Annotated in this window: 10 protein-coding genes; 7 read left to right on the top strand and 3 right to left on the bottom strand. The window is 63.1% G+C overall.

Annotated features, from left to right (window positions below; all coding sequences use genetic code 11):
- Positions 1–4 precede the first annotated feature (4 nt).
- Positions 5–1,096, top strand: coding sequence for a diguanylate cyclase (locus tag C4Q26_RS26830; protein WP_023380447.1), 1,092 nt, complete (start codon positions 5–7; stop codon positions 1,094–1,096).
- 22 nt (positions 1,097–1,118) lie between these two features.
- On the opposite strand, the gene C4Q26_RS26835 is transcribed toward C4Q26_RS26830, so the two are convergent.
- Positions 1,119–1,634 carry a peroxiredoxin gene (locus C4Q26_RS26835; RefSeq protein WP_104883971.1) on the bottom strand — a complete coding sequence of 172 codons (516 nt, stop codon included), beginning with the start codon at positions 1,632–1,634 and terminating at the stop codon, positions 1,119–1,121.
- A gap of 340 nt (positions 1,635–1,974) precedes the next feature.
- Here C4Q26_RS26835 and C4Q26_RS26840 point away from each other — a divergent pair, with 340 nt between their 5' ends.
- The 5 genes from C4Q26_RS26840 to C4Q26_RS26860 all read left to right on the top strand — a co-directional run bounded on the left by C4Q26_RS26840 (position 1,975) and on the right by C4Q26_RS26860 (position 7,937).
- A complete protein-coding gene (locus C4Q26_RS26840) occupies positions 1,975–3,513 on the top strand; it encodes an ABC transporter ATP-binding protein (RefSeq protein WP_104882364.1) in 1,539 nt (512 codons plus the stop codon).
- 10 nt (positions 3,514–3,523) lie between these two features.
- The gene (locus C4Q26_RS26845) at positions 3,524–4,627 is read left to right on the top strand and encodes an ABC transporter permease (protein WP_104883972.1); all 1,104 of its coding nucleotides are present in this window, start codon (positions 3,524–3,526) and stop codon (positions 4,625–4,627) included.
- An 11-nt stretch (positions 4,628–4,638) separates the two neighbouring features.
- Positions 4,639–5,565: an ABC transporter permease gene (locus C4Q26_RS26850; protein ID WP_023380443.1), complete on the top strand. Its 927-nt coding sequence runs from the start codon at positions 4,639–4,641 to the stop codon at positions 5,563–5,565.
- Positions 5,566–5,766: 201 nt separating this feature from the next.
- Positions 5,767–6,849: a BMP family ABC transporter substrate-binding protein gene (locus C4Q26_RS26855; protein ID WP_104883973.1), complete on the top strand. Its 1,083-nt coding sequence runs from the start codon at positions 5,767–5,769 to the stop codon at positions 6,847–6,849.
- A 122-nt stretch (positions 6,850–6,971) separates the two neighbouring features.
- Positions 6,972–7,937 (top strand): 2-oxoglutarate and iron-dependent oxygenase domain-containing protein, encoded by a 966-nt coding sequence (locus C4Q26_RS26860; protein ID WP_023380441.1) that lies wholly within the window; start codon positions 6,972–6,974, stop codon positions 7,935–7,937.
- A gap of 98 nt (positions 7,938–8,035) precedes the next feature.
- Here the strand turns inward: C4Q26_RS26860 and C4Q26_RS26865 are convergent, their stop codons facing one another.
- The gene (locus C4Q26_RS26865) at positions 8,036–9,337 is read right to left on the bottom strand and encodes a sensor histidine kinase KdpD (RefSeq protein WP_104883974.1); all 1,302 of its coding nucleotides are present in this window, start codon (positions 9,335–9,337) and stop codon (positions 8,036–8,038) included.
- Positions 9,334–10,026 (bottom strand): response regulator transcription factor, encoded by a 693-nt coding sequence (locus C4Q26_RS26870; protein ID WP_023380439.1) that lies wholly within the window; start codon positions 10,024–10,026, stop codon positions 9,334–9,336. The genes C4Q26_RS26865 and C4Q26_RS26870 overlap by 4 nt, the downstream gene beginning before the upstream one ends.
- 191 nt (positions 10,027–10,217) lie before the next feature.
- Here C4Q26_RS26870 and bamA point away from each other — a divergent pair, with 191 nt between their 5' ends.
- Positions 10,218–12,581 (top strand): outer membrane protein assembly factor BamA, encoded by a 2,364-nt coding sequence (gene bamA, locus C4Q26_RS26875; protein ID WP_104883975.1) that lies wholly within the window; start codon positions 10,218–10,220, stop codon positions 12,579–12,581.
- The last annotated feature ends 81 nt before the right edge of the window (positions 12,582–12,662 follow it).

Here is a 12,662-nt window from a genome sequence, read left to right on the forward strand (position 1 = left end):
CTTGATGCTGAGAACCATCGAAGAACATGTGCGCAAACAGGTCGCGCCCGCCGCCATACGCGCCGAATTCCGCCAACACGAATACGAGGCCATGCGCCGCTTCTGCCAGCTGATCTTCTGCGTCAGCATTGCCATCTGGCTGATCTTCGACCTGATTGTCAGCTACCTGGGCAATCAGGACTTCACCTGGCTATCCGGGTTGTTCCTCGCCGTGATGGGCAGCCTGACCGTGATCCTTGGCTTCACCCGTAAAAGCCACCACTTCGATGTGCTCAACCTGCTGTTCATCGCAGTCATCACCCTTGGCATGCGCCTGGTCATCGATGGCATCCCGATCGCCCTGCGCCCGGTATGGCTGGTACTGGGTACATCCACCGTGCTGTACAGCGCCTCGGTACTGCCGGTACGGCGCTGGTCATTCTTCTGCGCCATGGCGATCACCTGGGCAATGCTCAACCCCTTCTATGGCACCAACATCGACCTCGACGACCTGGAAGCCGCGATGCTGCTGAGCTATGCGGTGTTTCTCAGTGGCCTGGTGATCTACAGCTACCTGCGCATCCGCCAGGCCAAGCTGCACAACTTCTACATGTCCAAAGTGCTGCTCGACCAGGCTTACATCGATGTGCTCACCGACATCCCAAACCGCCGCTCGTTCATGGCCAAGGCGCAACGGCAACTGCAATCGGCCAAGCCCGGCCAGTACCTGGCGATGATCGACATCGACAACTTCAAGAAGGTGAACGATCTGTACGGCCATGACATCGGCGACGAGGTACTCAAGCGCGTGGCCACCCATATCAAGAGCTCAATGGGTCCCTTCGAGTACGCCAGGCTCGGCGGCGAAGAGTTCGCCATTTTCTTCCAGGGCCTGGACCAACATGGCGCCGAGCAGCAGGTCGACAAGCTCTGCCAGAGGGTGCGAGAAGATCTCGGCGCGCACCCGGTCACCATCAGCATAGGGCTCGCCCAAGTGATGGACGGCGACACCTTGACCAGGGCCCTGATCAAAGCGGACCAGGCGTTGTACGAAGCCAAGCACACCGGCAAGGACCGCTTCGTGTTATGGACCGAGCGGCTGGCGGGGCCGGTGTGAGGTTCAAACCATGGCGCGGTAGTCAGGCCCCGTCCTGGTCGCGTAGGAAATCCAACATGCGCTGCGCGTCGCTGACGTCCAGCTTGCCCGGTGCATCAACCTCGATGCGTCGAACCACCAGGTTATCGGCCAGCAAGGCATAGCGCTGCGAACGGCGGCCCATTCCCCGGGCCGAGCTGTCCTGGGCGAGCCCCAAGGCATCGGTGAAGGCGCAGTTGCCGTCCGCGATCATGGCCACCTCGCCTTGCACCGGGAAGGTCTTGCCCCAGGCGTTCATCACGAAGGCATCGTTCACCGCCACACAGAGGATTTCGTCCACGCCCTGGGCAAACAGCTCCGGGGCTGCCGCCAGGTATCCGGGCACATGGCGCTGCGAACAGGTTGGAGTGAACGCACCAGGCAAGCCGAAGATCACCACCCGTTTGCCTGCGCAGCGCGCGTGCAGCGAAAACGCCTGCGGGCCTATCGGACAGGCATTGTGCCCCTCGCTGTACTCATGGAGGGTCGCTTCAGGCAGCAGATCACCGGTTTTGATCATGGGGGGCTCCAAAGGCTGAACATGTGGAATGCTTCGCGTCGGGCGTAGTGTCGCAAGCCTCCGCCCAGGGTGCCAGCATAACGCCTCCCACCTGCGCTAGCCTCGCAAGGTCACACCACCCTGTAGTCGGCGTTCAATCTGAGGCACGCTCAAACACCACGCCATGCGCACCATTGCGGAGCAGTCACGCGCACCAACCGATTGCAAGTACGCCATTCGCACCCTCCCCGCCAGCGCCCGATCCCCCTCTACATCCGCCCTTGCGCCACAACCTGACCAGTTGGCCATGTTTTTGCTTTACCCAGCAGACCTGCCACCGCACACCAACAGCGAGTTGCCCATGCCCACCGCCACTGCACCTTTGCGTCTCGAGTTGCGCGCTATCACCAAGCGCTACCCCGGCACGCTGGCCAACGACCGTGTCGACCTCACCATCAAGCCAGGCGAAATCCATGCCTTGCTGGGTGAAAACGGCGCGGGCAAAAGCACCTTGATGAAGATCATCTACGGCGTCACCGCGCCAGACAGCGGCGAAGTCCTGTGGCAAGGCCAGCCCGTACGGGTGCGCGATCCGGCGCAAGCCCGCGCACTGGGCATTGGCATGGTGTTCCAGCATTTCTCGTTGTTCGAAACCCTGAGCGTGGCCGAGAACATCGCCCTGGCCCTCGGTCGTGAAGCCGGTACGCCGAAGCAGTTGGAGCCGCGCATTCGCGAGGTGTCACAGCGCTACGGCATGGGTCTGGCGCCGGAGCGTCTGGTGCATAGCCTGTCGATTGGCGAGCGTCAGCGGGTGGAAATCGTGCGTTGCCTGATGCAGGACATTCGCCTGTTGATTCTCGACGAGCCCACCTCGGTGCTCACGCCCCAGGAGGTCGATGAGCTGTTCATCACCCTGCGCGCCCTGGCGGCCGAAGGGTGCAGCATTCTGTTCATCAGCCACAAACTGAACGAAGTCCGCGCACTCTGCGACACCGCGACGGTCTTGCGCGGTGGGCGAGTTGCCGGGGCCTGTGTGCCACGCCAGTGCAGCGACTTGCAACTGGCGCGGTTGATGGTCGGCGATGCCGAAGGCCTGGAAGCCAGCTACCCAAAAGTGGATGGCGGACCTGTCCGTTTGCGCGTGGACGACCTCAGTTGGCGCAACGCCGATCCGTTCGGCACCTCACTAAGCCAAGTGCGGCTGGAAGTGCGTAGCGGTGAAATCGTCGGCATCGCGGGGGTCGCCGGCAACGGGCAGGATGAACTGCTGGCGCTGTTGTCCGGCGAAGCCCGTCTGCCGCGCAGCGAACGCGAACGCCTCACCCTCGACCAACAGCCAATGGCTCACCTGCATCCGGACGAACGTCGCCGCCTGGGCATGGCCATTGTCCCAGCCGAGCGCCTGGGCCACGGCGCGGTGCCTGACATGAGCCTTGCCGACAACGCCTTGCTGTCCTCCTTCCACCAAGAGCTGGTAGAGCACGGCATGGTCCGCCGCAACCGCGTGCAGGCCTTGGCCCAGCGCATCGTCCAGCGCTTCGGGGTCAAGACCCCGGACATCCATACCCCTGCACGCAGCCTGTCCGGCGGCAACCTGCAGAAGTTCATCCTCGGCCGTGAAGTGCTGCAGCAACCCAAGCTACTGGTCGCGGCACACCCTACCTGGGGCGTGGACGTCGGCGCGGCGGCCACCATTCACCGCGAGCTGATCGCCCTGCGCGATGCCGGTGCGTCGATTCTGGTGATCTCCGAAGACCTCGACGAGCTGTTCCAGATCAGCGACCGTCTCGGTGCCTTGTGCGGTGGCCGCCTGTCGCCGCTCAAGGCTACCGCGCAGACCACCCTGACCGAAGTCGGCCGCTGGATGGCCGGACAATTCGATAACCCAGCTGCAGCTTGAAGAGAAACCCATGCTATTGACCCTCGAACCTCGTCTGCAGCAATCGCGTCGCCACCTGCTGCTCTCACCGCTGCTGGCCGGCCTGCTGACACTGCTCAGCGGCGCCCTGTTGTTCGCCGCTCTCGGCCACGACCCACTGGCGGCCTTCCACACCTTGCTCATCGAACCGGTGCAGGACCTGTATGGCTTGAGCGAGCTGCTGATCAAGGCCATCCCCATACTGTTGTGCGCCCTGGGCCTGTCGGTGGCCTATCAGGCGCGCATCTGGAACATCGGCGCCGAAGGCCAGCTACTGATCGGCGCCCTGGCCGGCAGTGCACTGGCAGTGAACATCATCGACTGGACCTCGCCGTGGGCATTGGCGCTGGTGATCACGACCGGCGTGCTGGCTGGGGCAGCCTGGGCCGCAATGGCTGCATGGCTGCGTACGCACTTCAACGCCAACGAGATCCTCACCACCATCATGCTGAACTACATAGCCTTGAACCTGCTGTTGTACTTCGTGCACGGCCCACTGAAGGACCCCGACGGCTACAGCTTCCCGCAGTCGGCCATGTTCGGCGAGGCCAGTCGGCTGCCGACGCTGTTCGAGGATGTGCGCCTGCACGCCGGGGTCTACCTGGTACTGCTGGCCGCCGTCGCGGTGTGGGTGCTGCTATCACGCAGTTTCATGGGCTTTCAGGTACGGGTTCTGGGGCTGGACAGCCGGGCCGCCGGGCTGATGGGCTTTCGCGAAAAGCGCCTGGTCTGGCTGGCCCTGCTGATCAGCGGCGCGCTCGCAGGCCTGGCCGGGGTCTGCGAGGTGACCGGCCCCATCGGCCAACTGGTACCGCAAGTTTCGCCAGGCTATGGCTACGCGGCAATCACCGTGGCCTTCCTTGGCCGCCTCAACCCGCTGGGCATCGTGATCGCGGGCCTGCTCATGGCCCTTCTCTACCTTGGCGGCGAAAACGCCCAGATGGCCCTGAACCTGCCGCAATCGCTGACCGAGCTGTTCCAGGGAATGATGCTGTTCTTCCTGCTGGCCTGCGACCTGCTGATTCTCTACCGCGTGCGCCTGGGCCGCTGGCTGCGGCCGGTAGCCTCGAACAACACCGCGCAAGCCACCGCCTGATCGGAGTGACCATGGATCTCGACCTTGTCAGTAACATCCTTTATGCCATGGTGCGCTGCGGCACCCCGCTGCTGCTGGTAGCCCTTGGCGAGCTGGTGTGCGAGAAAACCGGCGTACTCAACCTCGGACAGGAGGGCATGATGCTGTTCGGCGCGGTGATCGGCTTCATCGTCGCCTTTTCCACCGGCAGCCTGTGGCTGGGCGTACTGCTGGCCTGCCTGGCCGGTATGCTGCTGGCCGCGCTGTTCGCGCTGGTGGCCCTGGGCTGCCAGGCCAACCAGGTAGCCACCGGCCTTGCATTGACCATCTTCGGCATTGGCCTTTCCGCGTTCGTCGGTTCGGCTTGGGTCGGCAAGCCGCTGACGGGCTTCGAGCCGGTGGCCATCCCTGTGCTCAGCGCTATCCCCCTGATTGGTCACATGGTGTTCAATCAGGATGTGCTGGTGTACCTGTCGTTCACGCTGTTCGGGGTTATCGCCTGGGTGCTGCTCAACACCCGGCTGGGCCTGATTCTGCAAGCTGTCGGCGAGAACCCGAACGCCGCCAGTGCCATGGGCTTGCCGGTGTTGCGGGTGCGCACCCTGGCGGTGCTGTTCGGCGGTGCCATGGCCGGCATGGCCGGTGCCTACCTGTCGCTGGCCTACACGCCCATGTGGGCAGAGAACATGAGTGCCGGCCGCGGCTGGATCGCCCTGGCCCTGGTGGTATTCGCCAGCTGGCGGGTCTGGCGAGTGCTGCTTGGGGCGTACCTGTTCGGCCTGGCCAGCATCCTTCATCTGGTGGCCCAAGGCGTCGGCATCAGTGTGCCTTCGAACCTGCTGGCGATGCTGCCTTATGTGGCGACCATCGTGGTGCTGGTGCTGCTGTCGCGTGATGCACGACGTACCCGACTGTACGCGCCAGTGTCGCTCGGCCAGCCCTGGCGTGCGGGGCACTGAGCGCACCCGTTTCAGGCGGCGCAGACTCGTCATGCACCTTTTTTGACCTTGCCGACAGCTTTCTGCCCGACGCGCCCCTGCGATTCGCGCGGGGACGCGGAAAGTTCTCGGCTTGTTGTCCTCTTGGTCAATTTTTTGCAACACGCCGAATGCCAACTTCGGCCCAATAGAACAATACGACAGACACGGAGCCCCAACCCTATGTCCATCCCTTCCCTGAAAAGCCTGGTACGCGGTGTCGCTGCCGCCCTTGGCCTGGCCGCTACTCTCGGCGCCCAGGCTGCCGACCCGCTCAAGGTCGGTTTCGTCTACATCGGCCCCATTGGCGACCACGGCTGGACCTACCAGCACGAACAAGGCCGCCAGGCACTGATCAAGCAGCTCGGCGACAAGGTGCAGACCAGCTATGTCGAGAACGTAGCCGAGGGCGCCGACGCGGAGCGGGTGATCCGCAACATGGCCAAGGGCGGCTACAACCTGGTGTTCACCACCTCGTTCGGCTACATGAACCCCACCATCAAGGTCGCCAAGCAATTCCCCAAGGTCACGTTCGAGCACGCCACCGGCTACAAGCAGGACAAGAACGTCGGCACTTACCTCTCGACGTCGTACCAGGGTCGCTACGTCGCCGGTTTCCTCGCCGCCAAGATGACCAAGACCAGGAAGATCGGCTATATCGCCTCGTTCCCGATTCCTGAAGTCATTCGCGACATCAACGCGATCCAGTTGGCCCTGGACAAGTACAACCCCGGTACCGAGATCAAGGTGGTCTGGGTCAACTCGTGGTTCGACCCAGGCAAAGAAGCCGATGCCGCGAACGCCCTGATCGACCAAGGCGTTGACGTGGTGTTCCAGCACACCGACAGCCCAGCACCGATCCAGACCGCCGAACGCCGTGGCGTTTACTCGATTGGCTACGCCTCGGACATGGCCCACTTCGGGCCGAAGGCGGTGCTGACCTCCATCGTCAACAACTGGGGCCCGCACTATATCCGCAGCACCCAGGCAGTGATGGATGGCGACTGGAAGCCCGAGGACTACTGGGGCGGCCTGGCCGAAGGCACCATCGAGTTGCCGATCAGCGACCTGGTGCCTGCCGATGTGAGAGCAGAAGCCGAGCAGATCATCGCCGGTATCAAGAGCGGCGCCTTCCACCCCTTCACCGGCCCGATCATGGACCAGAAAGGCGAGGTACGGATTCCCGCTGGCGCAGTGGCCAGCAATGCCGAGTTGGCGGGCATGAACTACTACGTCAAGGGCATCACCGCCAACCTGCCGCAGTGACCGACGCAACACGCGCCGTCCCTTTCCATCGTGAAAGAACCGCGCACCAGGGCGCCCAAGCGGCGCCCTTTCCGCTGCCCTGGGTACGAGAAGACTCGCAGCACCTAACCCCCGGAGCCACCATGAACACGCTGCCCATCATCGACATCGCCCCGCTGTACAGCAATGACCGCAACGCCTGGATGGACGTTGCCCGGCAGATCGACCACGCCTGCCGAGCGTGGGGCTTTTACTACATCAAGGGCCACCCCATTGCACCTTCGCGCATCGCCGAGCTAAAGGCCGCTGCAGTCGACTTCTTCGCCCGTCCCGATGAGCAAAAACTGCAAATCGACATCACCCGGTCCACCCACCACCGTGGTTACGGCGCCATCGCCACCGAGCAGCTGGACCCCACCAAGCCCAGCGACCTCAAGGAAACCTTCGACATGGGCTTGCACCTGCCCGCCGACCACCCCGACGTGCTAGCGGGCAAACCGCTGCGTGGGCCCAATCGCCACCCGGACATCCCGGGCTGGGAAGCCCTGGTGCAATGCCACTACCAGGATATGCATGCGCTGTCGCTGACCCTGTTGCGTGCCATGGCCCTGGCCTTGGGCATCGAGGACGATTTCTTCGACCGACGCTTCGCCGACCCGATCAGCGTGTTCCGCATGATCCACTACCCTCCGCGCCAGGCCGCTACCCGTGCCGAACAACAAGGTGCCGGCGCGCATACCGACTACGGCTGCGTGACCCTGCTGTATCAGGACGACATTGGCGGCCTGCAGGTGCAGGATGTGCGTGGCCAGTGGGTCGACGCACCGCCGATCGAAGGCACCTATGTGGTCAACATCGGCGACATGATGGCGCGCTGGAGCAATGACCGTTACAAATCAACGCCCCACCGGGTGATCAGCCCCGTGGGCGTGGATCGTTACGCCATGCCGTTTTTCGCAGAGCCGCACCCGGACACCGAGATCAGTTGCCTGCCCGGCTGCCAAAGTGAGCACAACCCTGCCAAGTACCCGCCGATTTCCTGTAGCGACTACATGCTTTCGCGCTTTGCCGAAACCTACGCCTATCGCCGCGAACCGACCGAGGCCTGAAAACCAGGGTGCCCAGGCCAACGCTTAGGCACCCCTGACGTCCACCTAGGAATCGCAGAGCACCGTTCCGAGCATGGCTCCGGGGCACGGGATGATCCTCACCAAAGGTTGTGCTCGTCGCCACGCGAACGCGCTCGCAGCCCCTGCAACTGGGGCAGCTCGATGCGCACCATCAACCCCCTGTCATCGGCTGCCTGGGCACTGATACTGCCGTGGTGCAGTTCGATGGCCCGTCGCGCAATGGCCAAGCCCAGACCAAAGCCGTCACCGCCGTTGTCAGCCCCCCGGTCGAACGGCTGGAAGATGCTCTCCAGTCGTGTTGGGGCAACCCCTGGCCCATGATCACTGATGCTGACCTGTAGCCGTTCACCGTCGGCCAACAGGCTTGCCTCTACCCGCACCTCGGTGCCTGGTGCCGTGTACCGCACCGCATTGCGGATAACGTTTTCGAAGGCCCGGTACAACAGCTCTTCATGTCCGACCGTGATAAATGGTTGCGGTGCCACCAGCAGCACCTGGCACTGCTTGATACCCGCCTCGAAACGCGCGTCCTCTACGATCTGCGCCAGCAGCTCCACTGCGTCCAGCGCCTCGTAAATGCCGCTGTCGTGGGGGGACTGGGCACGCGCCAGGGTCAACAGCTGCTCGATCAGGTCGTCCATTCGCCGTGACTCGCGTTCGATGCGTGCAATCATCTCGCGCCGGTCCGGTTGTTGGCGCATCAGGCCGATGGCCGCATTCAGGCGCGTGAGCGGTGAGCGAAGTTCATGGGAAATATCGTGCAGCAGGTGCTGTTGCGCTTCCACCAGCGTCTTCAGTTGGCCGGCCATGCGGTCGCAGTCTTCGGCCAGATCGACGATCTCGTCGCGGCGTCGCCCGAGGCGCGGCCGAACCCGCACTTCGAAGCGGCCTTGGGCGACCTGCCCCATCGCTTCGCGCAGCCAAGCCAACGGCCGGGTCAGGTACAAGCTGCACAGCAGGGCGAACAGGGCACTCATCAGGGTCCCGGTGACCAAAGGGCCCAGCCCGCGTGGCGGTGGCCCTTGGCCGGAGACACTGGGCACCGAAGCGCGCAACAGCAGCAAGCGACCATCACGGTCAAGCACCGACTGCTCGAACCGCACCACCTGCACCGGCTTGCCAGCCAGCAATCGGCCCTGGGCATCGTACAGGCCAATCTGTACGTCAGGCGGCTGTGGCGAAACCTCCAGCAGTTGGCGCCCAGCCTGCTCGCCAAATCGCTGCAGCAAGTGCAGTTCGGTGCCAAGCAATGTTCTCAGCGCTGGGTTGTCGCCGCGCAGCTCGTCGAGCATGAAGGCGCCTGCACCTACCAGGAAAGTCAGGCAGTTGGCCAGCCAGAACGCCAGAAACAGCTTCCAGAACAGACGCCGACGCTTCATTCGGCGATCAGCATGTAGCCCATGCCCCGCACGCTACGAATCCAGCTGCTGCCGTCAGGCCGCGGGCCCAGTTTGTGGCGGATACTGCTGACGTGTACGTCGATACGCCGGTCATACCGGGTCAACGGGCGGCCCAGGGCATCCAGCGACAGGTTCTGCTTGCTGACCAACTGACCAGCCTGGCGCGTCAGCACCTCCAGAAGGCTGAACTCGGTGCCGGTCAGCTCAAGGTTACGCCCCTCCCACAGCGCCTGCCGACGACTCGGCCAGAGGGTCAAGGCGCCGCTGCTGATGGCATCGGGAATAGCGTTATCGCCAATCAACTGTGGCTGCACCCGGCGCAGGATCGCCCGCAGCCGCGCCACCAACTCGCCCGGCGAGCTGGGCTTGGGCACGTAGTCATCGGCGCCCAGTTCCAGCCCGGCAATGCGGTCGATGTTGTCACCACGAGCGGTGAGCAACAACACCGGAACCTGGCTGCGTGCACGGATGCGGCGCAGTACCTCGATGCCCGAGAAGTCCGGCAGCATCACATCGAGCACCACCATATGAAAACGCCCGCTCAGGGCCAGTGCCTCACCCTCCGCGCCGGTGGCACTGCAGGTGGCGCAAAACCCCTCGCGGGCCAGGTACTGAGCAAGCATATCGGTCAATTCACGGTCGTCATCGACCAACAGCACGGGGATCATCAAGGTTACGCTTCGGCAGGTTCTACTGGGCGCCATGATCCCTGCACGGGCGCTTACTGTCACCGCCAGGCCAGCAAACTTTACACATCTTTACCCTTGGTTAACCGCGCCGAACACACCCCACCCGTATGCTCATCGCCCGCTGGCCTGGCTGGCCCCGCCCTTTGAATACGCCTGTGTGGAACCCACCCATGAATTACCCGCGCCTGATGTTGTCGATCCTGCTGCTCCACGCCTCCCTGGCCCAAGCGCAAGCCTTCAAGATCGCTGACATCCGCGTCAACGGCCTGCAGCGGGTGTCCGCCGGCAGCGTCTTTGGCGCCTTGCCCCTGAACGTGGGCGATCAGGCCGATGACCGACGCCTGGTGGAATCCACCCGCTCGCTGTTCAAGACCGGTTTCTTCCAGGACATCCAGCTGAACCGCGACGGCAATGTCCTGATCATCAACGTGGTCGAGCGCCCCTCGGTGTCGAGCATCGAGATCGAAGGCAACAAGGCGATCAGCACCGAAGACCTGATGAAGGGCCTGAAGCAGTCGGGCCTGGCCGAAGGCGAGATCTTCCAGCGAGCCACCCTCGAAGGCGTGCGTAACGAACTGCAGCGCCAGTACGTGGCCCAGGGCCGCTACTCGGCCGAGGTCGACGCCGAGGTGGTGCCGCAGCCGCGCAACCGTGTGGCGTTGAAGATCAAGATCAACGAAGGCACCGTGGCGGCCATCCAGCACATCAACATCGTCGGCAACACCGTGTTCGACGATGAAGCGCTGGCGCAGCTGTTCGAGCTCAAGACCACCCACTGGCTGTCGTTCTTCAAGAACGACGACAAGTATGCCCGCGAGAAGCTCTCCGGTGACTTGGAACGCCTGCGTTCCTACTACCTGGACCGCGGCTACATCAACATGGACATCGCCTCCACCCAGGTGTCCATCACCCCGGACAAGAAGCACGTCTACATCACGGTCAACGTCAACGAGGGCGAGAAGTACACCGTCCGTGACGTGAAGCTGTCGGGTGACCTGAAGGTGCCGGAAGACCAGGTCAAGTCGCTGCTGCTGGTGCAGCCGGGCCAGGTGTTCTCGCGCAAGGTCATGACCACCACCTCCGACCTGATCACCCGCCGCCTGGGTAACGAGGGCTACACTTTCGCCAACGTCAACGGCGTGCCTCAGCCGCACGACGAAGACCACACCGTGGACATCATGTTCGTGGTCGACCCGGGCAAGCGTGCCTACGTCAACCGCATCAACTACCGCGGCAACACCAAGACCGAAGACGAAGTGCTGCGTCGCGAGATGCGCCAAATGGAAGGTGGCTGGGCGTCGACCTACCTGATCGACCAGTCCAAGACCCGCCTGGAACGTCTGGGCTTCTTCAAGGAAGTCAACGTCGAGACCCCACCGGTGCCGGGCACCGATGACCAGGTCGACGTCAACTACAGCGTCGAGGAACAGGCCTCCGGCTCGATCACCGCCAGCGTTGGTTTCGCCCAGAGCGCCGGCCTGATCCTGGGAGGCTCGATCAGCCAGACCAACTTCCTGGGTACCGGTAACAAGGTGTCCATCGGCCTGACCCGTTCGGAATACCAGACCAAGTACAACTTCGCCTTCACCGACCCCTATTTCACCAAGGACGGTGTCAGCCTGGGTTACAACGTCTTCTACAGCACCACCGACTACAGCGATTACTACGACGATGGCGTGTCGTACTACGCCATCAACAGCTATGGTGCTGGCGTCAGTTTCGGCTACCCGATCAATGAGACATCACGCCTGACCTTCGGCCTGACCCTGCAACACGACGATATCAACCCAGGCACCTACAGCGCCGACGAGATCTACGACTTCATCCAGCGCGAAGGCGACAGTTTCAATAACCTCAAGGCATCGGTCGGCTGGTCCGAGTCGACCCTGAACAAAGGCGTGCTGGCGACTCGCGGTCACTCCCAGGGTCTGACGTTCATGGCCACCACCCCCGGCAGCGACCTGTCGTTCTACAAACTCGAATACGACGGTCAGACTTACCTGCCCATGACCCAGAGCACATCGCTTCGCCTGCACACCAACCTGGGCTACGGCAACGGCTACGGCTCGACCGACAGCCTGCCCTTCTATGAAAATTACACCGCCGGAGGCCTGAATTCGGTACGCGGATTCAAGAGCGGCACCCTCGGCCCGCGCAACACGCCCGCGACCGGCAACTACGCCAGCGCCGGTCAGGCGTACTACTCCGACCGCGACACCGATGCCCTGGGCGGCAACATCCTCATTACCGGAGGCGCCGAAGTGCTCTTTCCCCTGCCCTTCGTCAAGGACCAGCGGCAGTTGCGCAGCTCGGTGTTCGTCGATGCAGGCAACGTGTTTGCCGACACCTGTTATCTGTCAACCACCCAGGGCTGCGGGGGCGTGAGTCTCGATCAGATGGCGCTGTCGGTGGGGCTGGGCTTCACTTGGTATAGCCCCCTGGGCCCGCTGAGCTTCAGCCTGGCCGCACCGATCAAGAAGCCAGAGGGGGCGCAAACCGAAATGTTCCAATTCTCCTTGGGGCAGACATTCTGATGATTACTCGGTTTTACCCCCGCTTAACCCAAGTTGACAGTGACCTTGCCTATGCTGGAAACCCTTCACGCCAAGCAGGTC

The sequence above is a fragment of the Pseudomonas sp. SWI44 genome (assembly GCF_002947915.1).
Taxonomy (GTDB): Bacteria; Pseudomonadota; Gammaproteobacteria; order Pseudomonadales; family Pseudomonadaceae; genus Aquipseudomonas; species Aquipseudomonas taiwanensis.